The organism is Modestobacter sp. SYSU DS0511 (assembly GCF_054050755.1).
Genome location: NZ_JBJGZY010000018.1, coordinates 55,722 through 82,383, shown reverse-complemented (window position 1 = coordinate 82,383; position 26,662 = coordinate 55,722). Strand labels below are relative to the sequence as shown.

Genomic DNA, 26,662 nt, shown 5'->3' with positions numbered 1-26,662 from the left:
CCCCGAGCCCCCCCCCCCCCCCGCCCCCCCCCCCCCCCCCCCCCCCCCCCCCCCCCCCCCCCCCCCCCCCCCCCCCCCCCCCCCCCCCCCCCCCCCCCCCCCCCCCCCCCCCCACGACTGTCGGAGAGAGGTGTGTGGCTCCGGGCGCACCGAGCACACGAAAGACCCCGGAGGTCACGAGGACCTCCGGGGTCTGGGTGTCCCGGCCGGAGCCGGGAGTGGTCAGCGGGGAACTAGCCCCGGACGACCTTGCCCGCACGGATGCAGGAGGTGCAGACGTTCATGCGCTGGCGGCCACCGCCGGTCAGCGCAGCCCGCACGGACTGGATGTTCGGGTTCCAACGGCGCGGCGTGCGGCGGTGCGAGTGCGACACCGACATACCGAAACCGGGCCCCTTGCCACAGACATCGCACACGGCAGCCACGGCGGATCACTCCCAGAAGTCGTTCAACTGAAGTCGTTTGCAGCGCGGTCGTTCGGACACGGGCACACGAGTACCCACACGCAGACTGGAGACCACTGTAGCCGGTCCCGGCCGGGGCTGTCGGACCGGCCGGGTCCGCCCGGCTCCCGCCGGGCGCGAGCGCAGCGCTCGAACGGGATCCGTCGGTGGGCGCCGGTACCCTGCCGTCCGTGCTGCAGGTGCTCGACGACGCGGCGGTCGGCCGGTGGAGCGCCGCCGTCGTCCACACGCTCTCCGCGTCCCGGAGCCGGCTCGACGAGCTCAACGTCTTCCCGGTGCCCGACGGCGACACGGGCACCAACCTGTTGCTCACCGCCGAGGCCGGGCAGACCGCGCTGCAGTCCGCGGCAGAGCAGTCGGCGGGGCAGTCGGCGGCGGGGGAGTCGGCGTGGGCCGTCCTCGCCCGGGGCGCGGTGCTCGGTGCCCGGGGCAACTCCGGCGCGATCCTCGCCCAGCTGCTGCGCGGCCTGGCCGACGGGCTGGCCGATGCCGAGCGGGTCGACGGCCCCGTCCTCGCCGGCGCGCTGGCCACCGCGGCGCGCACTGCCTACGGCGCGGTGGCCGACCCGGAGGAGGGCACCTTCCTCACCGTGGCCCGCGCCGGGGCCGAGGCCGCGGTGACCGCGGTCGACGAGGGCCGCGACGCGCTGCCCGACGTCGTCCGGGCCGCCGCCGACGGCGCGCGCACCGCGCTGCAGGCCACCCCCGGCCAGCTCGCCGTGCTCCGCGACGCCGGCGTGGTCGACGCGGGCGGGGCCGGCTGGTGCCTGGTGCTCGACGCGCTCGTCGGCACGGTCACCGGCGAGGTGCCGATCCGCCCGCCGCTCGCCGGCCGGCCCCACCGGCACCGGCCTGCGCCGCTGGTCGGTCAGCCCCCGGCCGGCCCCGGCAGCGAGGTGCAGTACCTGCTCGCCGACTCCGACGACGCCGCGGTCGCCGTCCTCCAGGAGCGGCTGGCCGCCCTCGGCGACTCGCTGGTCGTCGTCGGGGTCGACACCCCCGACGGGCGGGAGTGGAACGTGCACGTGCACGTCTCCGACGTCGGGGCGGCGATCGAGGCCGGCATCGAGGCCGGCCGCCCGCACCGCATCACGGTCACGCCGCTCGCCCCGGTGCGCCCCCCGGCGGCCGCCCCCGGCGTCCGTGCGGTCGTGGCGCTGGCCTGCGCGGCGGGCCTGGCCGACCTCTTCGAAGGGGAGGGGGTCACCGTGCTCACCGCCCCGGTCGACGCGGTCACCGAGGACGCCGTCCTGGCCGCGGTGCTCGGCACCGGCGCCGAGCAGGTCGTCGTGCTGCCCAACCACCCCGAGGTCACCGCCGTGGCGGCGCGGGCGGCGGAGCGGGCCCGCGAGGAGGGGCGAGACGTCGCCGTCGTGCCCACCCGCTCGGCGGTGCAGGGCGTCGCCGCGCTGGCGGTCGCCGACCCCGCGCGCCGGTTCGGTGACGACGTGATCGCCATGGCCGAGGCCGCGGCGGCCACGCGCTGGGCGGAGGTCGTCGTCGCCGAGCACGAGGCGCTCACCTCGGCCGGTCGCTGCTCCGCCGGCGACGTGCTGGGCACCGCCGACGGCGACGTCGTCGTCATCGGGGCCGAGCTCGCCGCCGTCGCCGCGGAGCTGCTGGACCGGCTGCTGTCGGCCGGCGGTGAGCTGGCCACCGTGGTGGCCGGCGACGAGCTGCTGGGCGACGCCGTCTGCTCGCACCTGGCTGCGGTGCACCCCACGGTCGAGGTGCTGCGCTACGCCGGCGGCGAGGGCGCCCTCCCGCTGCTGGTCGGGGTGGAGTGACGTGGCGCTGGCGATGGACACCCCGCTCGGCCGGGTGGTGGGCCCCAAGACGGCGAAGGCGATGGCCGACCAGCTGTCGCTGCACACCGTCCGCGACCTGCTGCGGCACTACCCGCGCCGGTACGCCCGGCGCGGGGAGATGAGCCGGCTGGAGGACCTCCAGGTCGGTGACCGGGTCACCGTGCTGGCCCAGGTGAAGAAGGTCAGCAGCCGGCCGATGCGCCAGCGCCGCGGCACGATCACCGAGGTCACCGTGGGCGACGGCGCGGGCAGCATGCGGCTGGTCTTCTTCAACCACCGGCACGCCCACCTCGACGTCGGGGAGTGGGGGCTGTTCGCCGGCACCGTCGGCAAGTGGCAGGGCGACCTGCAGTTCACCCACCCCGACTGCCACGTGATCACCGGCGACGACGACGACTGGGCCCGCGCACTGGTGCCGATCTACCCGGCGAGCAAGGACGTCTCCAGCTGGGTGATCCAGAAGTCGGTGAAGCTGCTGCTGGACGACGAGCGCTCGCTGGCCCAGGCGCTCGACGACCCGCTGCCCGCCGCGGTGCGGGAGCGGCACGGGCTGGTGCCCCTGGTCACCGCGCTGCGCTACAAGCACCGACCGGACTCCCAGGAGCAGGTCGACGTGGCCGACGAGCGGCTCAAGTGGGACGAGGCGATCGTGCTGCAGGCCACCCTCGCCGGCCGCCGCCGCGCCGCCGCGCTCGAGCCCGGCATCGCCCGGCCGCGCCGCGCCGGCGGCCTGCTCGACGCCGTCGACGCCGCCCTGCCGTTCGTGCTCACCGACGGGCAGCGCGAGGTGGGGGAGGAGCTGGCCGCGGAGCTGGCCGGGGAGCAGCCGATGAACCGGCTGCTGCAGGGCGAGGTCGGCTCGGGCAAGACCGTCGTCGCCCTGCGGGCGATGGCCCAGGTCGTCGACGCCGGAGGGCAGGCTGCGCTGCTGGCGCCCACCGAGGTGCTCGCCGCCCAGCACGCCCGGAGCCTCGCCGCGGTCCTCGGGCCGCTCGGCCGGGCCGGCGAGCTCGACGGCGACCCGGCCGGCACCCGGGTGGTGCTGCTCACCGGATCGCAGAAGGCCGCCGTCCGCCGGGAGGCCCGCGCCGCCGTCGCCGACGGCAGCGCCGGCATCGTCGTCGGCACCCACGCCCTGCTGCAGGAGGGCGTGGAGTTCGCCGACCTCGGGCTGGTCGTCGTCGACGAGCAGCACCGGTTCGGGGTCGAGCAGCGCGACGCGCTGCGGGCCAAGGGCAACCGCCCCCCGCACGTGCTGGTGATGACCGCCACGCCCATCCCGCGCACCGTGGCGATGACCGTCTACGGCGACCTGGAGACCTCCACGCTGCGCCAGCTGCCCGCCGGCCGCGGCGGGGTGTCCAGTTCCCTGGTGCCGGTCCGGGAGAAGCCGTCCTGGCTCGACCGCGCCTGGGCCCGGGTGCGCGAGGAGGTCGCCGCCGGGCGGCAGGCCTACGTGGTGTGCCCGCGCATCGGGGACGCCGAGGACGGCAAGGGCGCCGCGCGCGACGACGACGGCCCGGACGACGCCGACGGTGCCCCGCCGGAGGAGCCCTCGGGCGGCAGCGACCGGCGGCCCCCGCTGGCGGTGCTCGACGTCGCCGAGGAGCTGCGCGCCGGTCCGCTGGCGGAGCTGCGGGTCGAGGTGCTGCACGGCCGGATGACCCCGGAGGACAAGGAGGCCCGGATGCGGGCCTTCGCGGCCGCCGAGGTCGACGTGCTGGTGGCCACCACCGTCGTGGAGGTCGGCGTCGACGTGCCCAACGCCACGGTGATGGTGGTGATGGACGCCGACCGGTTCGGCGTCAGCCAGCTGCACCAGCTGCGCGGCCGGGTGGCCCGCGGCAAGCACCCGGGGCTGTGCCTGCTGGTCAGCGAGGCGCCCGCCTCCTCGGCCACCGGGCAGCGGCTGGCTGCGGTCGCCGCCACCACCGACGGCTTCGAGCTGGCCCGGCTGGACCTGGAGACCCGACGGGAGGGCGACGTGCTCGGCGCGGCGCAGTCCGGGCGGCGGTCGGGGGTGCGGCTGCTGTCGCTGCTCGACGACGAGCAGCTGATCGCCGAGGCCCGGGTGGAGGCCACCCGGCTGGTCGAGGAGGGCGGCGGGCTCGCCGACCACCCCGAGCTCGCCGCCGCCGTCGCCGCCCTGGCGCTCGACGACCGCGCCGACTACCTGGAGAAGGCTTGACCCGGATCATCGCGGGAACGGCGGGCGGGCGGCGGCTGAAGGTGCCGGCGTCCGGGGTGCGGCCCACCGGCGACCGCGCCCGGGAGGGGCTGTTCAACTCCCTGGCCTCGCTGCTGGACCTCGACGGCGCCCGGGTGCTCGACCTCTACGCCGGCACCGGCGCCCTCGGGCTGGAGGCGCTGTCCCGCGGGGCCGCCGAGGTACTGCTGGTCGAGTCCGGCCCGAAGGTGCTGCCCATGCTGCGGGCCAACGTCGCCGCCGTCGGCCTGCCCGGTGCCCGGGTGCTCGCCGGCTCGGTGCCCACCGTGGTCGCCCGGCCGGCGCCGGCCGCCTTCGACCTGGTGCTGGCCGATCCGCCGTACGCGGTCGGGGACGACGAGGTGCTCGGCGTGCTGCGCGCGCTGGCCGACGGCGGCTGGCTCGCCCCGGAGGCGGTCGTGGTGGTCGAGCGCGCCAGCCGGGACGCGCCCTTCGACTGGCCGACACCGCTGACCGGGCTGCGCGATCGGCGCTACGGCGAGGCCGTGCTCCGGTACGGTCGCTCGTTGTGAGGCGCGCGGTCTGCCCCGGTTCGTTCGACCCGGTCACCAACGGCCACGTCGACGTCATCCGCCGTGCCGCCGCGCTGTACGACGAGCTGGTCGTCGCGGTGCTGGTGAACCCGGGCAAGGCCGGCCTGTTCGACGTCGAGGAGCGGATGGCGCTGCTGCGCGAGGCCGCCGTCGACCTGCCGAACGTGGTCGTCGACAGCTTCTCCGGCCTGCTGGTCGACTACTGCACGGCGAACGGCCTGCCGGTGGTGGTCAAGGGGCTGCGCGCGGTCGGCGACTTCGAGTACGAGCTGCAGATGGCGCAGATGAACCGCGAACTGGCCGGCGTCGAGACGCTGTTCGTGCCCACCGCACCGCAGGTCGGGCACCTCTCCTCCAGCCTGGTGAAGCAGATCGCCCGGTTCGGCGGGGACGTCTCGTCGCTGGTCCCCAAGGCGGTCAACGACCGGCTGGTGGCCCGGGCCCGGGAGGCATCCGCATGACCGAGGTCGTGTACCGGCTGTACGAGACCGTGGACGAGCTGACCACCGTCATCGAGAACGCCCGCAGCCTCCCGATGTCGGGGTCCTGCATGGTCCCGCGCGACCACCTGCTGGACCTGCTCGACGAGCTGCGCGAGACGCTGCCGGAGGAGGTGCACGCCGCCGGCGCGATCGTCGAGCAGCGCACCGAGATCCTCCAGCAGGCCCAGGCCGAGGCCGAGCGGCTGACCGGGCGCACCCGCAACGAGAGCGACCAGGTCGTCTCCGCCGCCCGGCGGCAGCGGGAGGAGATCGTCGGCACCGCCCGGCGGCAGCGCGACGAGCTGCTCACCCAGGCCCGCGAGCAGGCCGACGACCTGCTGGCCCGCGCCGAGGCCGAGGCGGAGGCGATCGTCGCCGAGGCCGAGCGGCTGCGCGACCAGCTGGTCGCCGAGGGGCGGGCGCAGGCCGAGCAGCTGGTCGCCGAGGGCGTCGCCGAGAACGAGCGGCTGCTCACCGAGACCGAGGTGTACCGCACCGCCGTCGCCCGCGCCGACGAGCTCGGCGCCCAGACGGCGGCGGAGGTGGCCCGGATGCGGGCGGAGGTCGACGAGTACGTCGACACCCGGCTGGCCGACTTCGGGAACACCCTCGCCCACATGGCGCGTTCGGTGGAGCAGGCACGCAGCAACCTCAGGACCCCCTGACCCCTGCCGCGGCCCTGCCCGTTCCGCATGGCGCCCCGGTGGGTGCCCGCCGGGGATCGGGTAGGCTGGACGCTTGTCCGGCTCCGTGCCGTCCCGCGTCGTCCGCGCGGGGCCGTGCCGGCACCCCACACCGACGACGACGAGTACTGACATGCCTGCTGCCTCCGCCCGCCCCTCCGACGCCGCGTCCACCGACGCCCGGCGTCCCGCCGGCGACCCCGCCGCGACCGCTGCGGAGCGGGCCGCCGCCAAGGCCTGGAAGATCGAGCTGCGCGAGCTCGGCCGCCGGGCCGGCTCGATGCGCGAGTGGGAGAAGACGCTGCCCGCCCCGGAGGGCTGGGGCGTCGAGATGATCGGCGTGCCCGAGGGCGCGCCGGTCGACCTGCGACTGCGCCTGGAGTCGGTCATGGAGGGCGTGCTCGTCTCCGGCGAGGTCGACGTCCCGGTCACCGGCCAGTGCGCCCGCTGCCTGGAGCCCCTCGAGGACACCCTCACCCTGGACGTGCAGGAGCTGTACGCCTACGAGGGCAGCACCACCGAGGCGACCAGCGGTGAGGACGAGGTCCGCCGGATCGAGGGCGAGACCATCGACCTCGCGCCGCTGGTCCGCGACACCGTCGTGCTCACCCTGCCGCTGTCGCCGACCTGCACGCCCGACTGCGCCGGCCTGTGCGTCGACTGCGGTGAGCGGCTCGACGACCTGCCCGCCGACCACTCGCACGAGGTGCTCGACCCCCGGTTCGCCGGGCTGGCCGACCGCTTCGCGCACCTGACCGACACCGCGGAGGGGTCCCAGTCCGGGTCCGCCCGCACCGACCCAGAGGAGAACTGACGTGGCCGTCCCGAAGCGGAAGATGTCGCGCGCGAACACCCGGTCCCGCCGTTCGCAGTGGAAGACGACCGCCCCCACCCTGGCCGCCTGCCAGAACCCGGCCTGCCGCGAGCTCAAGCCGCCGCACCAGGCCTGCCCCACCTGCGGTCAGTACGACGGCCGTCAGACCCTCGCGGTCTGACCAGCTCCGCACCCGCTCCCCGCGTGGCGAGTTCGACCACGACACCGGCGTCCACCGCCGACGGCTCCGTGCAGCCACCGGCGGTGGACGCCGGTGGTCGCTCACCCGCCGGTGACGCGCACGCCGCGCAGGCCGCCCGCTGGCTGGCCGACGCCCTCGGCGTCTCGCTCCCCGGCGACCTGCTCATCCTCGCGCTGACCCACCGGTCCTACGCGTACGAGCACGGCGGCCTGCCCACCAACGAGCGCCTGGAGTTCCTCGGCGACTCGGTGCTCGGCCTGGTCGTCACCGACGAGCTGTACCGCAGCCACCCCGACCTGCCCGAGGGGCAGCTGGCCAAGCTGCGGGCCTCCGTGGTCAACATGACCTCGCTGGCCAAGGTCGCCCGCTCCCTCGGCGACGGCGGCATCGGTCCGCACCTGCTGCTGGGCCGCGGTGAGCAGACCACCGGCGGCCGGGAGAAGGACTCGATCCTCGCCGACGCCCTCGAGGCGCTGATCGGCGCGATCCACCTGGGCCGTGGCCTGGACGTCGCCAGCGCCCTGGTGCACCGGCTCTTCGACCCGCTGCTGGCCGAGTCGGCCACCCGGGGCGCCGGTCTGGACTGGAAGACCAGCCTCCAGGAGCTGGGCGCGGCGCAGGGGCTGGGCGCGCCGGTCTACCAGGTGGAGGACGAGGGCCCCGACCACGCCAAGACCTTCACCGCGTCGGTGCTGCTGGCCGGCACCGCCCGCGGCCGCGGCTCCGGCCGGACCAAGAAGGCCGCCGAGCAGGAGGCCGCCGAGGCGGCCTGGCGGGCGCTGTCGGCCGAGGCGGAGGCCGGGTCGGAGAAGGCCGCGGGGGCCTGAGTGCCCGAGCTCCCCGAGGTCGAGGTCGTCCGGCGTGGGCTCGAGCGCTGGGTCGCCGGGCGCACCGTGGCCGCCGTCGAGGTCCGCCACCCCCGCGCGGTCCGGCGGCACCTGGAGGGCGTCGACCACTTCGTCGCGACGCTGACCGGCGCCACGTTCACCGCCGCCCACCGCCGCGGCAAGTACCTGTGGCTGCCGCTGGCCGGCGCCGACGGCACGCCCGCCGACCGGGCGCTCGTCGCGCACCTGGGCATGAGCGGCCAGTTGCTGGTGGAGAAGCGCAGCGAGCCCGACGAGGTGCACCTGCGCGCGCGCTTCCGGTTCACCGACGGCGGCCGTGAGCTGCGCTTCGTCGACCAGCGCACCTTCGGCGGGCTGGCCGTCGAGGAGACCACCGGCGAGGAGCTGCCGCCCCGCCTGGCGCACATCGCCATCGACCCGCTGGACCCCGGCTTCGACGAGGCGGCCTTCACCGCCGCCCTCCGTCGGCGCCGCACCGAGATCAAGCGGGCACTGCTGGACCAGACGCTGATCGGCGGGGTGGGCAACATCTACGCCGACGAGTCGCTGTGGCGTGCCGGGCTGCACGGCGCCCGGCCCACCGACAAGCTCACCCGCCCGCAGGTCACCGCACTGCTGGAGGGCGTCCGGGACGTGCTCGGGGAGTCGCTGGCCCAGGGCGGGACGTCGTTCGACTCGCTCTACGTCGACGTCAACGGGCAGAGCGGCTACTTCTCCCGCCACCTGGCCGTCTACGGGCAGGAGGACCGGCCCTGCCCGCGGTGCGGCACCGCCGTCGTCCGGGAGCAGTTCATGAACCGGTCCAGCTACAGCTGCCCGCAGTGCCAGCCCCGACCCCGGCGGCGCGCATGAGCGCGCGGCGGGTGGTGGCGCTCGTCGACGGCCTGGTCCAGGGGGTCGGCTACCGGTTCTTCGTGCACCGCGCGGCCACCGCGCGCGGCCTGGCCGGGTCGGCGACGAACCTGCCCGACGGGCGCGTCGAGGTGGTCCTCGAGGGGCCGGCCGACGACGTCGCCGCGGTGCTCGCCGCTCTCGACGGGCCCGACGCCCCCGGCAGGGTCCGCGGGGTCCAGGCCCGGGACGACGTGGTGCAGGGGGTGCACGGCTTCACCACGGGGTGACCAAGACGACATCCACCCGACACGGGGACGCGGTAGCCGAGGCGTTGACCGAGGTCGAGGCGGGTGTCACCCTGAAGCGACCAACCCGTGCAGACCGCCTCCGGCGGTGCACGGGAACCACCTCCTGTCTGCGAGAGGCCGCTCAGTCATGGCCAAGGCCCTGTTCGGTTCCGTCGTCGCTCCGCACGAGCTCCGGATGGCCCAGGAGAACGCCGCGCTGCGCGCGCGGGTACGCCGCCTGGAGGAGGAGCTCGCCGTCCTCCGCGAGGAGCGTGACCACGTCATCGCCCGCGAGCTGCTCACCCTGGCCGACGAGTCGGCCACCCCCGCGCTGGCCTGAACGACCGCCTCCGCACCACCCGCCCCGGCCGCCCCGCGCGAGCCCTGGGTGCCCGACCGGTGGGCTAGATTCGGCCCCGTCCGGAGGCTCGCCGCGAGCCTGCGAGTGGTGAGGGGGACGGGGTCCTGTTTCTGTCCAGCCTGACGCTCAAGGGCTTCAAGTCCTTCGCGTCGCCGACGACGCTCCGCCTGGAGCCGGGCATCACCGCCGTCGTCGGCCCGAACGGCTCGGGCAAGTCCAACGTCGTCGACGCCATCGCCTGGGTGCTCGGCGAGCAGGGCGCCAAGAGCCTGCGCGGCGGCAAGATGGAGGACGTCATCTTCGCCGGCACGGCCGGCCGCCCGGCGCTGGGCCGCGCCGAGGTCACCCTCACCATCGACAACGCCGACGGCGCCCTCCCGATCGACTACACCGAGGTGTCGATCACCCGCCGCATGTACCGCTCCGGGGAGAGCGAGTACGAGATCAACGGCGACAAGGTCCGCCTGCTCGACGTCCAGGAGCTGCTCAGCGACTCCGGGATCGGCCGGGAGATGCACGTCATCGTCGGTCAGGGGCAGCTCGACGCCGTCCTGTCCGGCCGGCCGGAGGACCGCCGCGCGTTCATCGAGGAGGCCGCCGGTGTCCTCAAGCACCGCAAGCGCAAGGAGAAGGCGCTCCGCAAGCTCGACGCGATGCAGGCCAACCTCGACCGGCTGACCGACCTGACCGCCGAGCTGCGCCGCCAGCTCAAGCCGTTGGGTCGGCAGGCCGAGGTGGCCCGTCGTGCCGCGGGCGTGCAGGCCGACCTGCGCGACGCCCGGCTGCGGCTGCTCGCCGACGACCTGGTCGGCCTGCGCGACGCGCTGGAGAAGGACGTCGCCGACGAGACCGCCGCGCGCGCCCGGCGGGCCGTCGTCGAGCAGTCGCTCGCCGAGGCCTCTCGCGCCGAGTCGGCCCTGGAGCGGCAGCTGGCCGCGGACGCGCCGCAGCTCGCCGCCGCCCAGGAGGCCTGGTACCGGCTCTCCACCCTCGGCGAGCGGTTCCGCAGCGTCGCCCAGCTGGCGGCCGAGCGGCACCGGCACCTCTCCGCCGCGCCCCCGGCGGGCCCGGCCGGCCGCGACCCCGAGCAGCTGGACGCCGAGGCCGACCGGGTCGAGACCACCGAGCGCGAGCTCGCCGCCTCCCTGGACGCCGAGCGGGCCCGGCTCGCCACGGCGGTCGCCGTGCGCACCGACGTCGAGTCCGCGCTCACCGACGCCGAGCGGGCGCTGGTCGCCGCCGCCCGGGCGCTGGCCGACCGGCGCGAGCAGCTGGCCCGGCTCTCCGGCCAGGTGGCCGCCGGACGGTCCCGCGCCGCCGCCGGGGAGGCGGAGACCGAGCGGCTGGCCGCCGCCGCGGCCGAGGCGACCGAGCGGGCCGAGGCCGCCGCCGAGCGGCTGGCCCGGCGGCGCGACGAGCTCACCGAGGACGCCGGCGACGACACCGACCTCGCCGCGGCGCACGCGGCCGCGGTCACCGCGCACGCCGACGCGGTGCGCACGGTCACCGAGCTCACCGCCGCCGAGCGCGCCGCCGAGCGCGACCGGGCCGGCGCCCAGGCCCGCCGGGACGCCCTGGCCCTCGGCCTGGCCCCGGCCGACGGCGCGGCCGCGGTGCTCTCCGCGGGGCTGCCCGGCGTGCTCGGGCCGGTCGCCGACCGGCTCACCGTCACCCCCGGCGCCGAGGTCGCGCTCGCCGCCGCGCTCGGCGGCCTGGCCGACGCCGTCGTCGTCGCCGGGGTGGCCGAGGCCGCCGACGTGCTCACCCACCTGGCCGAGAGCGCCGGCGGCCGGGCCGGGCTGCTGGTCACCGGCGGCCTCCCACCCGTCGCCCGCGACGGCTGGCCGGAACTGCCCGCCGGCGCCCGCTGGGCACTCGACCTGGTGCAGGCGCCGCCGGAGCTCGGGCCCGCCCTGGCCCGGGCGCTGGAGCGGGTCGCCGTCGTCGCCGATCTCCCCGCCGCCGTGGCGCTGGTGCGCACCCACCCACGGGTCCGGGCCGTCACCGGGGCCGGTGACCTGCTCGGTGCCGACTGGGCCACCGGTGGCCAGGTCAACGCCCCCTCCGGGCTGGAGGTGCGCGCCCGGGTCGAGGAGGCCGCCGCCGCGCTCGAGGCGGCGACCGCCGCCGCCGCGGAGCTCGCCGAGCAGCTCGCCGCGGCCCGGCAGGTCGCCACCGAGCGCTCCGCCGAGGTCGACGCCGCCCTCACCGCACGCCAGGCCGGTGACCGGGCGCGTTCGGTCGCGGCGGCGGAGCTCGCCGAACTCGGCGCCGCCGCGCGCTCCGCGGTCGCGGAGGCCGAGCGGCTCGACGCCGCCCGGGTGCGCGCCGAACAGGCCCACGAGCAGGCGGTCGCCGCGGTGACCGAGCTGGCGGAGCGGCTGGCCGCCGCCGAGGCCGCGCCGGTCGAGGAGGAGCCCTCGACCGAGGAGCGCGACCGGCTGCGCGCCGAGGCCACCGCGGCCCGGCAGGCCGAGACCGAGGCGAGGCTGGCGGTGCGCACCGCCGAGGAGCGGGCCCGCTCGCTGTCCGGCCGGGCCGAGTCACTGCGCCGGCAGGCCCGGCAGGAGCGCGCCGCCCGGGAGCGTGCCGCCGCCGCCCGCGCGGCCCGCGAACGCGGTGCCCGCGTCGCCGCCGGGGTGCGCACCGGAGCCGAGGAGGCGCTGACCGCGCTGACCACCTCGCTGGCCCGGGCCGCCACCGAGCGCGACGCGCTCGCCGAGGCCCGCACCGGCCGGGAGGCGGAGCTGCTGGCCGTCCGCGCCCGGGTGCGCGAGCACACCGCCGAGCTGGACCGGCTCACCGACGAGGTGCACCGCGACGAGGTGGCCCGCGCCGAGCAGCGCCTGCGGATCGAGGCGCTGGAGGCCCGGGCGGCCGAGGAGTACGGCGTCGACCTCGCCACCCTGGTCGCCGAGTACGGCCCCGACGCCGCCGTCCCGCCGAGCCAGGCCGAGGTGGCCGCGGCCGAGGCGGCCGGTGAGCCCGAGCCCGATCCGGTGCCCTACGACCGCTCCGCGCAGGAACGCCGGGCCGCCCGGGCCGAGCGCGACCTCGCGGCGCTGGGCAAGGTCAACCCGCTGGCGCTGGAGGAGTTCGCGGCCCTGGAGGAGCGGCACACCTTCCTCGCCACCCAGCTGGAGGACCTCAAGACCACCCGCCGGGACCTGCTCACCGTCGTCCGCGAGGTCGACGCGCGCATCCACGAGGTGTTCGCCCAGGCGTTCGCCGACACCCAGCGGGAGTTCGAGCAGGTCTTCGGCACGCTGTTCCCCGGCGGGGAGGGGCGGATCTTCCTCACCGACCCCGACGACCTGCTCACCACCGGCGTCGAGGTGGAGGCCCGCCCACCGGGCAAGAAGGTGAAGCGGCTGTCGCTGCTGTCCGGTGGGGAGCGGTCGCTGACCGCGGTCGCCCTGCTGGTGGCGATCTTCCGGGCCCGGCCCTCGCCGTTCTACGTGCTCGACGAGGTCGAGGCCGCGCTGGACGACGTCAACCTGGGCCGGCTGATCACGCTCATCGAGCAGCTGCGCGACACCTCGCAGCTCATCGTGATCACCCACCAGAAGCGGACGATGGAGATCGCCGACGCCCTCTACGGGGTCAGCATGCGGGGCGACGGCATCACCGGCGTGATCAGCCAGCGCCTGCGTGAACCCCAGCCGGCCTAGTCGTACTCGCTGGTGACCACCCGCAGGTCGACCAGCAGCGGGTGGTGGTCGGAGGTGCCGGCGCCGTCGAGCACCCGGGCGTCGGTCACGGTGACGCCGCTGGTCACCCACACCTGGTCGATCCGCACCCGTGGCCGGCGGGCCGGGTGGGTGAGCCCGGCGTCGCGGTGCAGCGAGAGCCGGCCGGCCTGGTCGCTGCGCTCGGCCGCCTGCTGCCAGGCATCGGCGAGCCGGGCCCGCAGCGGCTCCAGCTCCGGGGCGCCGGCGTCGGCGTTGAGGTCACCGACCAGCACGCCTGGCTCCGCAGCCGCCGCGTGCAGCTCCGCCACCGCGGCGGCCTGGGCGGCGCGGTCGGCCGCCGAGCCGCTGGACAGGTGCGTGGTGGTCACCCACAGCGCGCCGCCGGGCAGCCCGACCCGGGCGCGCAGCGCGCTGCGCGGCTCACCGCCCCCGGGCAGCGGGTGGACGTCGCGGGACAGCAGCGGCAGCCGGGAAAGCAGCGCGTTGCCGTACTGCCGCCGGTCACCGTCGGCGTTGCCGTCCCCACCGCCCGGCTCGTCGATCGCCGGCCCCCATGCCAGCTCCATGTCCAACGCCCGGGAGAGCAGCTCGGCCTGGTCGACGCCCTCGCTGCGCGGCCCGAAGTGCCGATCCACCTCCTGCAGGCAGATCAGGTCGGCGTCGGCGTCGGCCAGCAGCCGGGCGAGCCGCGGCAGGTCGTGCCGGCCGTCGTCCCCGACGCCGTGGTGCACGTTGAAGGTGACCAGCCGGACCGGGATCGGTGGCCCCTCCGGGCCGGGCACGTGTGCGGTCATGCCCCCAGGGTGGCAGCCGGTGCCGGGGCCGGCGACGTCGCGGAGAGCCGGGTGTCCAGCACCTGGGTGAAGTGCTCCGTGCCGTCGTCGTCGCGGGAGGTGGCCCACAGCAGGAACCGGGCTTCCCGGCCGTCGAGCACCAGCTCCCCGAGCTCGTTGCCGAAGAACGGCCCGGCCTGCTTGCGCCACTGCAGCGAGCTGGGCCGGACCCGGGCCAGCCGGGTCAGCGCCCCGGTCAGGGCGCGGGCCCAGCGGCTCCAGCCGAGCCTGAAACCGATCTCGATGGCGTGCGGGGCGGCGTTGTGCAGCGGGGAGACGGTCAGCTGGTGGATCCGGCTCTCCGTCCCGCCCGGGCTCACCAGCTCGGCGGCGTAGGCGTGGTGGACGTCGCCGGAGAGCACCAGCGCGGTCGCCGGCGGCCGGCCCCGCTCACCACGTGCGACCTCGAGCAGCGTGCGGCCCAGCCGCTCGAAGGACTGCTCGAACGCCGCCCAGTGCTCCAGGTCCGCCGCCTGGCGCAGCTTCTCCATCAGGCGGCCCAGCGGACGGCCGGCGTGCCGCACCGAGAGCGTCTCGTTCCACCGCTCGATGTCGTGCACCGCGTGCGGCAGCAGCCAGGGCAGCGAGGTGCCGATGAGCAGGTGGTCGACCCCGTCGGCGACCGCCTGGGACACCGCCGCGTCGACCCACGCGTACTCCTCGTCGTCGACGATCTTCCGGTCGGTCTCCTCCAGCGCGCGCCCGGCGCGGGTGTCGACCATGACCAGCCGGGCCGGGCCCCAGTGCCGAACGTAGCTCCACCGGACGCTCAGCGGCTCCTCGTCGGCGGCGCGGGCCATCTCGTCGAGCATCGGCCCGGCGTCCTCGTCCGGGGACGCGAGGATCGCCTGCCAGGTCTCGTTCTCGGCGAGCTCCTGCGGGGAGAGGTTGCCCAGGTGCTGGTAGACCCAGTAGCTGACCAGCCCGCCGCAGATCCGGCGCTGCCACCAGTCGGTGGGGGTGACCTGGGCGCGCCAGGCGGCGGAGGTGTTCCAGTCGTCGATCATCTCGTGGTCGTCGAAGACCATCGACGACGGGATGGTCGACATCAGCCAGCGGACCTCGGCGTCGCTCCAGGACTCCGCGTAGAGCCGGCTGTACTCCTCGAAGTCCGCCGCCTGGGCACCCGGCGGCTGCGAGAGGTCACGCCGCGCCGCCATCCAGCTGCGCGTCGCCGGGGTGATCTCGTCGGCGTACACCTGGTCCCCGAGCAGCACGAGCGCGTCGGGCCACTCGTCCTCGGGCACGGCCAACAGCCGGCGGGCGTAGGCGTCCAGCGCGTCCGGCGGGATGTTCTCCCGGACGTCGACCGACGCCGGGGTGGCGTACCGGCAGGAGCCGAAGGCCAGGCGGAACGGGCCGGGCCGGCCGGCGGTGCGGATCCGGCTGGCCGGGAACGGCGACTGCGCCGGCGGCCACACCCGGACGTCGTCCAGGTGCACCTCGTACGGGGTGCTGCTGCCCGGCTCGAGGTCCTCGACGACGATCAGGGCGTAGTGGTGCCCGTTCACGCCGAAGGTGCGCGCCGTGCGGCCGAGCACGGACACCTCGCAGGCCCGGTCGGTCTCCACCCACACGGTCGCCGAGACCCGGTCGACGTGTCGCAGCAGCGGCCCGAGCAACAGGAGCGGGTGGGAGCCGGGGATCTCGGACATGGGCGAGAGCCTGCCCCATCGGGCTGTGCGTCGGGGCGGACGCGGCTGGGAGACTGCCTCCATGGAGTTCGTGGAGTACGTGCTGATCGCGGTCGCGATCCTCGTCGTCGGCCTGGTGTCCGCCGTCGGTCTGCTGGTCGGTCGGGGACGGCGCACCACCCGGCTGGACGACGACGCCGCGGCCGGCACCACGCTGACCCGGCCCCGCCCGCCCCAGCCCACCGCCCCGCCCGCCCCCGCACCGGAGCGCACCGGGTCGACCGCCGTCGACCCGGCCGACCTGCCGGTGGCCGAGCCGGTCGAGCTGCCCCCGGCGGAGCCGGAGCCGGGCCTGGTCTTCGAGACGCCGCCTCCCTCGGCCGGCCGGCTGATCCGGCTGCGGTCCCGGTTGGCCCGGTCGCAGTCCTCGCTGGGCCGCGGCCTGCTCACCGTGCTCGGCCGGGAGAAGCTGACCGAGGACGACTGGGAGGAGATCGAGGAGACCCTGCTGGCCGCGGACGTCGGCGTCGCCGCGACCACCCAGATCGTCTCCCGGCTGCGCACCCAGAGCCTGGTGCTGGCCACCGCCTCCGGCGAGGACCTGCGGCAGCTGCTGGTCCGCGAGCTGACCGCCGTCCTCGGCCCCGACCTGGACCGCACGCTGCACACCGACCGGCACGACGGCCGCCCCGCCGTCGTCCTCGTCGTCGGGGTGAACGGCGCGGGGAAGACGACGACGGTCGGCAAGATCGCCCGGGTGCTGGTGGGTGACGGCAAGAGCGTGCTGCTCGGCGCGGCCGACACCTTCCGCGCCGCCGCCGCCGACCAGCTGGAGACCTGGGGCGAGCGGGTGGGCGTGCTCACCGTGCGCGGCCGGGAGGGCGGCGACCCGGCCGCGGTGGCGTTCGAGGCGGTGCGTTCGGGCATCGAGGGGGAGGTCGACGCCGTGCTGGTCGACACCGCCGGCCGGCTGCACACCAAGTCCGGGCTGATGGACGAGCTGGGCAAGGTGAAGCGCGTGGTGGAGAAGCACGGCCCGGTCGACGAGGTGCTGCTCGTGCTGGACGCGACCACCGGGCAGAACGGCGTCGTGCAGGCGCGCGTGTTCACCGAGGCGGTGGACGTCACCGGGGTGGTGCTGACCAAGCTCGACGGCACCGCGAAGGGCGGCATCGTCGTCTCGGTGCAGCGGGAACTGGGCATCCCGGTGAAGCTGATCGGGCTGGGGGAGGGGCCGGACGACCTGGCGCCGTTCGAGCCGGAGGCCTTCGCCGAGGCGATCGTCGGCTGACGCCGCCGGGAGCATCGACCGAGCTCTGCGAGGGAGGAGCGGACCGGGGGCGGAGGCCGGCCGGTGTGCTCGTCGGCTGACGCACACCAGGGGTCCGGTGGTCGGCCTACGGGGCGATGCGCAGCGCGAGCAGGGCGACGTCGTCGGCGAAGTCCGGCGCCATCCGCGCCAGGAGGGCGTCGCACAGCTCGTCCACGGGGGTGCCGGCCAGCTCGCCGGCGGCCGTGAGCAGCCGGTCCAGGCCCTCGTCGAGGGTCGCGTCCCGGCGCTCGACGAGGCCGTCGGTGTAGAGGACGACGGTGTCCCCGGGCCGCAGGTCCACCGCGTGGTCGGTCCGCGGCGTGTCCGGGTCGACGCCGATCAGCAGGTTCCGGGGGCGCTCGAGCAGCTGCGCCGTCCCGTCGGCCCTGGTCAGCAGCGGCGGCAGGTGCCCGGCGTTCGCCCAGCGCAGCGTGCGCACACCGGAGACCGCCTGCTCCGGGGTCTGCTCGACCCGGGCGAGCACCGTGGTCACCAGGGTGGTCACCCCCAGGTCGGCGACGGCCCGGTCCAGCGCGGTCAGCACCGGTGCGGGCGGGGCGTCCAGGGCGTGCGCGATCCCGCGGAGCAGGTTGCGCAGCTGGCCCATCGCGGCCGCGGCATCCCGGTCGTGCCCGGTGACGTCGCCGATCACCAGCGTGGTCGCGCCGTCGGCGGAAGGGAACGCGTCGTACCAGTCGCCGCCGACCTGCGCCTCGCGGGCGGCCGGCCGGTAGCGCACCCCGATCCGGAGGTGGTCCGGCTGGGGCGGCGCGGTGAGCAGGGAGCGCTGCAGCGCCTCCGACAGGCTGCGGGTGACGCTGGCCCGGCGGCGCTCCTCCTCCAACCGGGCGACCCGCTCGACCGCCTGCGCGCACTGCGCCGCATAGGCCTCCAGGACCTGGAGGTCCTCGTCGGCGAAGTCGCGCGGCTGGGCCCAGCCGACCGTCCAGGACCCCAGCAACCGGCCGCCGGCACGCAGCGGCAGGGCCGCCCACGACCGGACGCCCAGGCCCTCGGCGACGCGGGTGGCCTCCGCGTCCGACCAGCCGCTGAGCGCGGCGTCGCTGACGATCCGGGGCGCACCGGCCGCGGCCACGGCCATCGGCAGGGGTGAGTCCACGGCCAGGTCGGCGCCGAACAGCCGGCCGTGGCGGGACTCGGTCAACCGCAGCGGTCCGCCGCCGGGGCGGCTGAGGGCCACCGCCGCGGCGTCGACCGCGAGCGCCTCGCGGCCGTGCTGGAACAGCAGCTCCAGCAGCTCCTGCGTCGTCTCCGCCTGCGCCAGCGCCGAGACGGTCGCCGCCAACCCCGACAGCGATCGGGCGGTCCGCCGTTCCTGCTCCCCGACCTCCCGCAACCGGGCGTTCAGCTGCTCGAGCTCCCGGGCACGGCTGAACAGGTCCGACTCGACCTGGGCCACCCGGTGCTGGCGGCGCGCCGCCTCCCGGCGGGCCTCGTCCCGGTCCCGGATGTAGTCGGTGATGTCGTCCGAGCGGTGCAGCAGCAGGACGACCTCCCCGGCCTCGTCCAGGACCGGGACGTTGCGGGGGCTCCAGAAGCGCTCGTGGTACGTGCCGTCGGGCATCCGGATGTCGTACTTCTGGATCGCCATGGTGACCGGCCGGCGGGTGTCCCGCGCCTCGGCCAGCGAGGCGGCGAAGTTGGCGATGCCGTCCGCGGCCGGATCGTCGGGGTTGGCCGGGAACAGGTCGAACACGTGCCGCCCGACGTTCTCCTCCAGCGTCGTCGCCGTCACCTCCCGCCGGGCCCGGTTGGCGTGCACGATGACGAAGTCGGGGGTGAGCAGCAGGAACGGTGCGGGCGCCACCTCGAAGACCTGGGCGTAGTCGGGCACCGGGAGCGCCTCGGGCCTCACCCGGTACGGCGGCCGTCCCTCTGCCACGTCCCTGCTGCCTCCTGCCCGTTCCTGCCCCCGGACCGACGATCGGGGCTACCCGCGCCGGCCGCCGATGCAACGTGGTCTTCCGCGCAGGGCTCAGTCGACCGCGCGAGGGTCGAAACCGAAGGGCAGCTCGAGCCGGTGGTCGGCCAGCAGCGCGGAGTCGGCGAGCAGCTCCCGGGTCGGGCCGTCGGCGACGATCACGCCGCCGTCCAGCACGACCGAGCGCGGGCACAGCTGCAGGGCGTAGGGCAGGTCGTGGGTGACCATCAGCATCGTCACCGGCAGCGACTGGAGCACCTCGGCCAGCTCGCGCCGGCCGGCCGGGTCGAGGTTGCTGCTGGGCTCGTCGAGGACGAGCACCTCCGGCTGCATCGACAGCACGGTGGCGACGGCGACCCGACGCCGCTGGCCGAAGGACAGGTGGTGCGGCGGGCGGTCGGCGGCGTCGGCCATCCGGACGGCGGCCAGCGCGTCGGCCACCCGGCGGGCGACCTCGGGCTCGGGCAGGCCCAGGTTGCGCGGGCCGAAGGCGACGTCCTCGCCGACCGTGGGCATGAACAGCTGGTCGTCGGGGTCCTGGAAGACGATCCCGACCCGGCGGCGCACCTCCTGCAGCGAGCGGTCGGTCACCGGCAGGCCGCCGACCTCCACCCGGCCGCGCCCGCCGCGCAGGATGCCGTTGAGGTGCAGCACCAGCGTGGTCTTGCCGGCGCCGTTGGGGCCCAGCAGCGCCACCCGCTCGCCCGGTGCGATCCGCAGGTCGACGCCGAACAGCGCCTGGTGCCCGTCGGGGTAGGCGAACGCCAGGTCGTCCACGACCAGGGACGGCGGGGGAGTGCTCACCCCAGCAGTGAACCCGCCGTCAGGACGGCGGCCGCGGCCAGGGGCAAGGTGAGCGCCAGCGCCCAGGACCGGGCGCCCACCACGGCGACCGGCCCGCTGGGCATCCGGCCGGTGTACCCGCGGGACAGCATCGCCAGGTGCACGCGCTCGCCGCGCTCGTAGGAGCGGATGAACAGCGACCCGGCGGCCGGGCCCAGCACCTTGAGCGCGCCCAGGTGCCGGGCGTGGAAGCCGCGGGACTCCCGGGCCACCCGCATCCGGCGCAGCTCGCCGCCGACCACGTCGGCGTACCGGATCATGAAGCCCAGGATCTGCACGAGCACCGAGGGCATCCGGAGCCGCTCCAGGCCGCGCAGCAGGGCCCGTGGGTCGGTGGTCGCGGCCAGCAGCGTGGCGGCGAGCACCGACAGCGTGGCCTTGGCCAGGATGCTGCCGCCGGCCGCCAGCCCGTTCTCGGACAGCGAGAGCCCGAGCACGTCGGTGCGGGGGCCGCGGGCGACGAACGGCAGCAGCACGGCGAAGAGGACGAACGGCACCTCGACCACCAGGCCGCGCAACAGCCGCCCGGGGCGCACCCGGGCGGCGGCCGCCACGGCCAGCAGCAGCGTCAGGAAGCCGGCGTAGGCCAGCGGTGCCCACCCGACGTGCACCGGCGTCAGCACCACGACCAACGCGAAGGCCAGGACGGCGACGAGCTTGGCGTGCGGCTCGAGGCGGTGCACCGGGCTGTCGCCGGGGACGAAGGTCGCCCCCAGGCCGCCGTGCGCGTGTCCGGCGCCCACCTCAGTCGCGGGCGGCGGGAACGGCGTCGTCGGCGGGGGCCGGCTCGTCCCGGCTCTGGTCCCCGCGGCGCAGCACCAGCGTGAGCCCGCCGGCCAGCACCAGGACCAGCAGCACCCCGACGACGCCGGCCAGTCCACCGGAGAGCCGGGCGTCGTCGATCCCCGCGGTGCCGTAGTCGGCCAGCGGGGAGCCGGCGACGGCGCTGTCCTGCGCGGTGTGGCCGAAGCCCTGCTCCTCGGCGGTGGCCTCCAGGCCGTCGGGGGCGGAGCTGGCGTAGTAGCTGCCGACGCCGGCGATCAGCAGCGCGACGACGAGGCCGGCCAGCAGGAAGACGCGGGTGCGGCGCTGCGGTGCGGTCACCGGGCGTCCGTCGGGGTGAGCACCGGCCGCTCGTCGGCGCCGGCGGGTGGCAGCGTCGCGGTGGTGTTCGGTGCGGTGGTGTTCGGGGTGCGCGGCCGGCCGGCCGTCTCCGGGCGCGGGGCCAGCGTGCCGGCCGACCGGGTGAGGTGCCGGGCGCCGCGCACGAGGTCCGGGCGGACGGCGAGGACCGCACCGAGCACGGCCACGGTGATGGCCGCCTCGCCCAGCCCGATCAGCAGGTGCACGCCGCCCATGGCGCCGGCGACCGCCACCAGTGAGACGTCGGCGACCCCGCCGAGCCCGAAGAGGCCGGCGAAGACCAGCGCCGCCACCGGCACCGAGAGGAACGCGCCCACCCCGGCCGCGGCGAGCAGCCCGGTCCGGCCGGCCGGCAGCACCCGGCGGAGCCCGGCGAAGACCCCGTAGCCGACCGCCACGGCGACCAGCGCCATGAGCGTGACGTTCGTGCCCAGCGCGGTCAGCCCGCCGTCGGCGAAGACCAGGGCCTGCACCAGCAGGACGACGGTCATGCACAGCGCCGCCGTCCAGGGGCCGACCAGGACGGCGGTGAGCGCACCGCCGATCAGGTGGCCGCTGGTGCCGTAGGCGACCGGGAAGTTCATCATCTGGACCGCGAACACGAAGGCGGCGGTGAGGCCGGCCATCGGCGCGGTCCGCTCGTCGAGCTCGCGGCGGGAGCCACGCAGGGCCAGCGCGACCCCGGCGGCGGCCACGGCCGCGGTGCCGGCGGTGGTGGCCGCGTCGAGGTAGCCATCGGGGACGTGCACGCGGACCTCCGGACGTCGGGTGGTGCGCCGGCCGGGCGGCCCGGGCGCTGCCGGCCGCAGCGCTGCGACGGACCGACTTTATTGCACACCTCTCGCAGTTGCACGCTTCTTGCAACAAGGTGACCGGGAAGCGGCGGGCAGGTGACGTACTGCACCTCGGGCCCGGCCGGCAGGCCTCGTCGAGGCCTCTGCAACACGGCTGGAACAGAACCGGCCGACACGCGCAGCGGAGTTCACGACCGCGAAACACGTCCGCGCCGCCGCCGGAAACACGGGGTCGGCACCGTTCACCCCCGTCGCCCTCCGATGGAGGCGCCGGCTCAACCCGCCGCCCGCACGGGCGGTGGTCGACCCCGAGGCCCCCGGGCCCCCGCTTGCGGCCGATGGCCGACGACACCCTCAGGAGGTTGCCGTGCTCGACACCGGCAATACCGCCTGGATCCTCACCAGCGCTGCCCTCGTGCTGCTGATGACCCCAGGCCTGGCACTGTTCTACGGCGGCATGGTCCGCGCGAAGAGCGTCCTCAACATGATGATGATGAGCTTCGGCGCGCTGGCGCTGATCAGCGTCCTGTGGGTGCTCTACGGCTACTCGATCGCCTTCGGCGACGACATCGGGCTCGGGCTCCTCGGCAGCCCCTTCGAGTACTTCGGGCTCAACGGCCTGATGGAGGACACCGACGCGGCGCTCCCGACCATGGCGTTCGTCGGCTTCCAGGCCGTCTTCGCGATCATCACCGTCGCCCTCATCTCCGGCGCCATCGCCGACCGGGCCAAGTTCGGCTCCTGGATGGTCTTCGCCGGCATCTGGGCCACCGTCGTCTACTTCCCGGTCGCGCACTGGGTCTTCGCCTTCGACGACGACGACGTGGTGGGCGGGTGGATCGCCAACGACCTCGCTGCGATCGACTTCGCCGGCGGCACCGCGGTGCACATCAACGCCGGCGCGGCCGGCCTCGCGCTGGCGCTCGTCCTGGGCAAGCGCCGGGGCTTCGGCCGTGAGGCGATGCGCCCGCACAACCTGCCGCTGGTGATGATCGGCGCCGGGCTGCTGTGGTTCGGCTGGTTCGGCTTCAACGCCGGCTCCGCCCTCGCCGCGGACAACACCGCCGCCGTCGCCTGGGTGAACACGCTGGTCGCCACCGGTGCCGCCACGCTGGCCTGGCTGCTGGTGGAGAAGATCCGCGACGGGCACTCCACCTCGCTGGGTGGCGCCTCCGGCGTCGTCGCCGGTCTGGTCGCCATCACCCCGGCCTGCTCGGCGGTCTCGCCGATCGGCGCGATCATCGTGGGCGCCGTCTCCGGTGCGCTCTGCGCCCTCGCGGTGGGCCTGAAGTTCAAGCTCGGCTACGACGACTCGCTCGACGTCGTCGGCGTCCACCTGGTCGGTGGCCTGGTCGGCACCATCCTGGTCGGCTTCGTGGGCACGGCCGCCGCGCCGGCCGGGATCGACGGCCTCTTCTACGGCGGCGGCGTCGACCAGCTGTGGCGTCAGGTCGTGGGCGCCCTGGCGGTGCTCGCGTACTCGTTCGTCCTGACCCTGGTCATCGGCTTCCTCATCCAGAAGACGATCGGCTTCCGGCTCACCGAGGACGACGAGGTCACCGGCATCGACACGGTGGTGCACGCTGAGTCCGGGTATGACTTCGCCTCCCTGGGTGGCGGTGGCAGCACCGCGCCCCTGGGTGGCCAGGCACGCGCCGAGGCGCGCAACACGGAAGGGAGCCGGGCGTGAAGCTCGTCACCGCCATCGTCAAGCCGTTCAAGCTCGACGACGTCAAGAACGCCCTCGAGCTGATCGGCATCGCCGGTCTCACCGTCAGCGAGGTGCAGGGCTTCGGTCGCCAGCGCGGCCACACCGAGGTCTACCGCGGGGCGGAGTACCAGGTCGACTTCGTGCCGAAGGTGCGGATCGAGGTCGTGGTCGGCGAGGTGGAGGCCGCTCGGGTGGTCGACGCGATCGTCGAGGCCGCCTCCACCGGGCAGATCGGCGACGGCAAGGTGTGGGTCACCACGATCGACGAGATCGTCCGGGTCCGCACCGGAGAGCGCGGAGCCGACGCGCTCTGAGAAAGGACCCCGTCCTTCTCATCCCTCGCACGCTCGGGTGAGCCTCGGGACGGGGCCGAGCTGACCTCGGCCGGGGCGGTGGGGAGACCCGCCGCCCCGGCCGACGCCTTTCACCGGACCCGACACCCTGCGCGCCCCGCCCACCGCCCCGACGACCGCGAGAGGTGCTGCGTGCTCGACCTCGACGCCCTGCCCCGCCTGCCCCGCGCCGAGCGGGTCCAGGCGGTGGACACCTGGCTGGCCGGCCTCCTCGCCGAAGCGCTCGTCGGCACCCCGCGCCCGCCCGGCCGTCGCGGGGCCCCGCCGGCGACACCGGCCGGGCAGGGGGTCGCACTGGTCGCGGTCGGCAGCCTGGGCCGGCGTGAACTGCCCCCGCACGGTGACCTGGACCTGGTGCTCGTGCACGACGGCCGGCCGGAGATCGCGGCGCTGGCCGACGCGCTCTGGTACCCGATCTGGGACGCCGGGCTGCGCCTGGACCACTCCGTGCGCACCGTGGCGGAGGCGGTCGCGGTCGCCGGTGACGACGTCAAGGCGGGGTTCGGCCTGCTCGACGTCCGCCACGTGGCCGGCGACCCGGAGGTCAGCACCGCGCTGCGCACCGCCACCCTGGCCTCCTGGCGGCAGCACGCCGGGCGGCTGCTGCCCGAGCTGCGCGACCTGCGGCGCACCCGCGGCCGCCAGGTCGGCGAGCTGGGCTTCCTGCTCGAGCCCGACCTGAAGGAGGCCTACGGCGGCCTGCGGGAGGGGCAGGTGCTCCGCGCCCTGGCCGCCGCCCAGCTGGCCGACCAGCCGCCGGCCGACGCGGGGCAGGCGTACGCGCTGCTGCTCGACGCCCGGGACGCCCTGCGGGCGCACACCGGCCGGGTCACCGACGTGCTGGTCCGGCAGGAGCAGCGGCCGGTCGCCGAGGCGCTCGGGCTGGCCGACGACGACGCGCTGCTGCGCCAGGTCAGCCTGGCCGGTCGCCGGCTGGCCTTCGTCGCCGACGAGACCTGGCGCCGGGTGGACGCCTCGCTGGTCCGCCGCCCCCGCGCCCGGTACCGACGGGTGCGCCGGGAACCACTGGCCGAGGGGCTGGTCCGCCAGGGGAACGAGGTCGTCCTGGCCCGCGACGCCCGGCCGGCGGCCGACCCCGGGCTGGTGCTGCGCGGCGCCGCCGCTGCCGCGCGGGCGGACCTGCTGCTGTCGCCGTACACGCTCAAGGTCCTCGCCGTGCACGCCCCGCCGCTGCCCGAGCCGTGGCCGCCGGAGGTCCGCTGGTCGTTCCTGCGCCTGCTGGCCAGCGGGCGCAGCGCCGTCCCGGTGCTCGAACAGCTCGACCAGGAGGGGCTGCTGTCCCGGATGCTGCCGGAGTGGGACCGGGTGCGGTCGCTGCCGCAGCGCCACCCCTGGCACCGGTTCACCGTCGACCGGCACCTGGTCGAGGCGGCCGCCGCGGCCGCCGAGCTCACCCGCGACGTCGACCGGCCCGATCTGCTGCTGGTCGGCGCCCTGCTGCACGACATCGGCAAGGGCTGGCCGGGCGACCACACCGAGGTGGGAGTGGTCGTGGTGGGGGAGATGGCCGCCCGCATGGGGTTCAGCCCGCCGGACGTCGCGACGCTGGTCGCGATGGTGCGCCACCACCTGCTGCTGCCCGACGTGGCCACCCGCCGGGACCTGGACGACCCGCTGACCGTCGACCGGGTGGTCGAGGCGATCGACGCCGACGCCGCCTTGCTCCAGCTGCTGCACGCGCTGTCCCAGGCCGACGGCGCCGCCACCAGCACCTCCGCGTGGTCGCCCTGGAAGGCCCACCTGGTCGCCGCGCTCGTGGCTCGGGTGGCGGCCCGGCTGGGCAGCACCGCGACGCCGGAGCCGGTGCTCGAGCCGACCGCGCCGACGGTGACCGCCCCCGCTCCGGCGATCCCCGGGCCCACCGAGCCGGTGACGGTCGGCATGGAGGACGTGCTGGACGGTCAGCAGATCACCATCGGCGCGCCGGACCGCCCCGGCCTGCTGAGCCTGTGCGCGGGGGTGCTGGCGCTCAACCAGCTGGACGTGCGCGCCGCCCGGGTCAGCGTGGAGGGGGGGCACGCCACGCAGGTGTTCGCCGTCCGGCCCCGGTTCGGCCGCGCCCCCGTGCCGGAGATCCTCGCCGACGGCGTCCGCGCGGCGCTGGAGGGCACGCTCCCGCTGGCCGAGCGGCTGCGGCAGCGGGAGCACGACTACAGCCAGGACCGGGCGCCGGGGCGACCGCCGCGGGTCTCCTGGTTCGACGCCGAGGCCACCGGGGTCACCGGCCTGGTGGAGGTGCGCGCCACCGACCGCGCCGGGCTGCTGCACCGGCTCACCGCGGCGCTGGCCGGCGAGGGGTTGGACGTGAGCTCGGCCACCATCGAGACGCTGGGTGCGGACGCCGTCGACGCCTTCTACGTCGCCGACCCCAGCGGCACCCCGATCGACGCCGGCCAGCGCGAACGCGTCGAGCGGGCGCTGGTCGCGGCCGCCCGTGGCGAGGCCCGCGACCCCGCGGCGCTGCCCGCCCGCGACAGCTGAGCGACACCCGGCACGGGCGGGTGCGTCGGGTTCTGTCGGACCCTCGTGGCACGTTGCAGGTGCCGGACGACGCCCGGCGCCGGGATCGCCGGGACCGCCGGGATCACGGACGCGACGGAAGGAGACCTCTCGTGAGCGAGCTGCCGACCTGGCCCTGTGTGAGCTGCGGGCACGACACCCGGTTCGAGCAACCGCCGTGCATCGACGGCCACACCGAGGACGGCGGCGAGTGCCCGGAGTGGCTGTGCGTCGACTGCGGCGCGGCGATCGTGAACGGCGACGTGTCGGCGGGGGAGCGGCAGCGCGCGGCCTGACCCGAGGCACGCCGCGGCGACCGTGCCCGCCCGGAGGTCGTTAGGC

General features: G+C 76.0%; 25 protein-coding genes. 17 read left to right on the top strand and 8 right to left on the bottom strand.

Going from position 1 to position 26,662, the window contains the following annotated elements; translation table 11 throughout:
• Positions 1–233 precede the first annotated feature (233 nt).
• Positions 234–416: a 50S ribosomal protein L28 gene (rpmB, locus tag ACI783_RS11255; RefSeq protein ID WP_438941656.1), complete on the bottom strand. Its 183-nt coding sequence runs from the start codon at positions 414–416 to the stop codon at positions 234–236.
• A 218-nt stretch (positions 417–634) separates the two neighbouring features.
• On the opposite strand from rpmB, the gene ACI783_RS11250 reads away from it, so the two are divergent.
• From ACI783_RS11250 to smc, 12 genes are all read left to right on the top strand, one after another.
• The gene (locus ACI783_RS11250; protein ID WP_457140511.1) at positions 635–2,251 is read left to right on the top strand and encodes a DAK2 domain-containing protein; all 1,617 of its coding nucleotides are present in this window, start codon (positions 635–637) and stop codon (positions 2,249–2,251) included.
• 1 nt (position 2,252) lies between these two features.
• Entirely contained in the window at positions 2,253–4,460 is a 2,208-nt protein-coding gene (gene recG / locus ACI783_RS11245) for an ATP-dependent DNA helicase RecG (protein ID WP_457140510.1), read from the top strand.
• Positions 4,457–5,011, top strand: a complete 555-nt coding sequence (gene rsmD / locus ACI783_RS11240; RefSeq protein WP_457140509.1) for a 16S rRNA (guanine(966)-N(2))-methyltransferase RsmD — start codon at positions 4,457–4,459, stop codon at positions 5,009–5,011. Before recG ends, rsmD begins: the two co-directional genes overlap by 4 nt.
• Complete coding sequence (gene coaD / locus ACI783_RS11235) at positions 5,008–5,493, top strand: pantetheine-phosphate adenylyltransferase (RefSeq protein WP_457085251.1); 486 nt, start codon at positions 5,008–5,010, stop codon at positions 5,491–5,493. Before rsmD ends, coaD begins: the two co-directional genes overlap by 4 nt.
• Positions 5,490–6,179, top strand: a complete 690-nt coding sequence (locus ACI783_RS11230; protein WP_457140508.1) for a hypothetical protein — start codon at positions 5,490–5,492, stop codon at positions 6,177–6,179. The genes coaD and ACI783_RS11230 overlap by 4 nt, the downstream gene beginning before the upstream one ends.
• Before the next feature lie 151 nt (positions 6,180–6,330).
• Positions 6,331–7,011: a YceD family protein gene (locus tag ACI783_RS11225; protein WP_457140507.1), complete on the top strand. Its 681-nt coding sequence runs from the start codon at positions 6,331–6,333 to the stop codon at positions 7,009–7,011.
• Position 7,012: 1 nt separating this feature from the next.
• Complete coding sequence (rpmF, locus tag ACI783_RS11220; RefSeq protein WP_153362036.1) at positions 7,013–7,192, top strand: 50S ribosomal protein L32; 180 nt, start codon at positions 7,013–7,015, stop codon at positions 7,190–7,192.
• Positions 7,193–7,215: 23 nt separating this feature from the next.
• Entirely contained in the window at positions 7,216–8,040 is an 825-nt protein-coding gene (rnc, locus tag ACI783_RS11215; protein ID WP_457140506.1) for a ribonuclease III, read from the top strand.
• Positions 8,041–8,913, top strand: a complete 873-nt coding sequence (gene mutM, locus ACI783_RS11210; RefSeq protein ID WP_457140505.1) for a bifunctional DNA-formamidopyrimidine glycosylase/DNA-(apurinic or apyrimidinic site) lyase — start codon at positions 8,041–8,043, stop codon at positions 8,911–8,913.
• Entirely contained in the window at positions 8,910–9,182 is a 273-nt protein-coding gene (locus ACI783_RS11205) for an acylphosphatase (protein WP_457140504.1), read from the top strand. The genes mutM and ACI783_RS11205 overlap by 4 nt, the downstream gene beginning before the upstream one ends.
• A gap of 148 nt (positions 9,183–9,330) precedes the next feature.
• Entirely contained in the window at positions 9,331–9,522 is a 192-nt protein-coding gene (locus tag ACI783_RS11200) for a hypothetical protein (RefSeq protein ID WP_457085245.1), read from the top strand.
• Positions 9,523–9,590: 68 nt separating this feature from the next.
• Positions 9,591–13,214, top strand: coding sequence for a chromosome segregation protein SMC (gene smc, locus ACI783_RS11195; protein WP_457140513.1), 3,624 nt, complete (start codon positions 9,591–9,593; stop codon positions 13,212–13,214).
• Here smc and ACI783_RS11190 read toward each other — a convergent pair.
• Together ACI783_RS11190 and ACI783_RS11185 are read right to left on the bottom strand one after the other, a co-directional pair.
• Positions 13,211–14,029, bottom strand: a complete 819-nt coding sequence (locus tag ACI783_RS11190) for an endonuclease/exonuclease/phosphatase family protein (protein ID WP_457140503.1) — start codon at positions 14,027–14,029, stop codon at positions 13,211–13,213. The genes smc and ACI783_RS11190 overlap by 4 nt on opposite strands.
• On the bottom strand, positions 14,026–15,723 hold the full coding sequence (locus tag ACI783_RS11185) for an alkaline phosphatase D family protein (protein WP_457140502.1): 1,698 nt from the start codon (positions 15,721–15,723) through the stop codon (positions 14,026–14,028). Before ACI783_RS11185 ends, ACI783_RS11190 begins: the two co-directional genes overlap by 4 nt.
• Before the next feature lie 61 nt (positions 15,724–15,784).
• Here ACI783_RS11185 and ftsY point away from each other — a divergent pair, with 61 nt between their 5' ends.
• Positions 15,785–16,993, top strand: a complete 1,209-nt coding sequence (gene ftsY / locus ACI783_RS11180; protein ID WP_457140501.1) for a signal recognition particle-docking protein FtsY — start codon at positions 15,785–15,787, stop codon at positions 16,991–16,993.
• A gap of 106 nt (positions 16,994–17,099) precedes the next feature.
• Here ftsY and ACI783_RS11175 read toward each other — a convergent pair whose 3' ends face one another.
• The 5 genes from ACI783_RS11175 to ACI783_RS11155 all read right to left on the bottom strand — a co-directional run bounded on the left by ACI783_RS11175 (position 17,100) and on the right by ACI783_RS11155 (position 21,691).
• On the bottom strand, positions 17,100–18,917 hold the full coding sequence (locus ACI783_RS11175) for a SpoIIE family protein phosphatase (protein ID WP_457140500.1): 1,818 nt from the start codon (positions 18,915–18,917) through the stop codon (positions 17,100–17,102).
• 93 nt (positions 18,918–19,010) lie between these two features.
• On the bottom strand, positions 19,011–19,760 hold the full coding sequence (locus tag ACI783_RS11170; RefSeq protein ID WP_457140499.1) for an energy-coupling factor ABC transporter ATP-binding protein: 750 nt from the start codon (positions 19,758–19,760) through the stop codon (positions 19,011–19,013).
• Positions 19,757–20,542: a cobalt ECF transporter T component CbiQ gene (cbiQ, locus tag ACI783_RS11165; RefSeq protein WP_457140498.1), complete on the bottom strand. Its 786-nt coding sequence runs from the start codon at positions 20,540–20,542 to the stop codon at positions 19,757–19,759. The genes ACI783_RS11170 and cbiQ overlap by 4 nt, the downstream gene beginning before the upstream one ends.
• Position 20,543: 1 nt before the next feature.
• Positions 20,544–20,903 (bottom strand): PDGLE domain-containing protein, encoded by a 360-nt coding sequence (locus ACI783_RS11160; RefSeq protein ID WP_457140497.1) that lies wholly within the window; start codon positions 20,901–20,903, stop codon positions 20,544–20,546.
• The gene (locus ACI783_RS11155) at positions 20,900–21,691 is read right to left on the bottom strand and encodes an energy-coupling factor ABC transporter permease (RefSeq protein WP_457140496.1); all 792 of its coding nucleotides are present in this window, start codon (positions 21,689–21,691) and stop codon (positions 20,900–20,902) included. The genes ACI783_RS11160 and ACI783_RS11155 overlap by 4 nt, the downstream gene beginning before the upstream one ends.
• 412 nt (positions 21,692–22,103) lie before the next feature.
• Between ACI783_RS11155 and ACI783_RS11150 the strand changes: the two genes are divergently transcribed.
• The 4 genes from ACI783_RS11150 (at position 22,104) to ACI783_RS11135 (ending at position 26,616) form a co-directional block, all read left to right on the top strand.
• Complete coding sequence (locus ACI783_RS11150) at positions 22,104–23,426, top strand: ammonium transporter (protein WP_457140495.1); 1,323 nt, start codon at positions 22,104–22,106, stop codon at positions 23,424–23,426.
• Positions 23,423–23,761 carry a P-II family nitrogen regulator gene (locus ACI783_RS11145; protein ID WP_089304115.1) on the top strand — a complete coding sequence of 113 codons (339 nt, stop codon included), beginning with the start codon at positions 23,423–23,425 and terminating at the stop codon, positions 23,759–23,761. Before ACI783_RS11150 ends, ACI783_RS11145 begins: the two co-directional genes overlap by 4 nt.
• A gap of 171 nt (positions 23,762–23,932) precedes the next feature.
• Positions 23,933–26,302, top strand: a complete 2,370-nt coding sequence (locus ACI783_RS11140; protein ID WP_457140494.1) for a [protein-PII] uridylyltransferase — start codon at positions 23,933–23,935, stop codon at positions 26,300–26,302.
• A 131-nt stretch (positions 26,303–26,433) separates the two neighbouring features.
• On the top strand, positions 26,434–26,616 hold the full coding sequence (locus ACI783_RS11135) for a hypothetical protein (RefSeq protein WP_457085233.1): 183 nt from the start codon (positions 26,434–26,436) through the stop codon (positions 26,614–26,616).
• Positions 26,617–26,662: the final 46 nt, after the last annotated feature.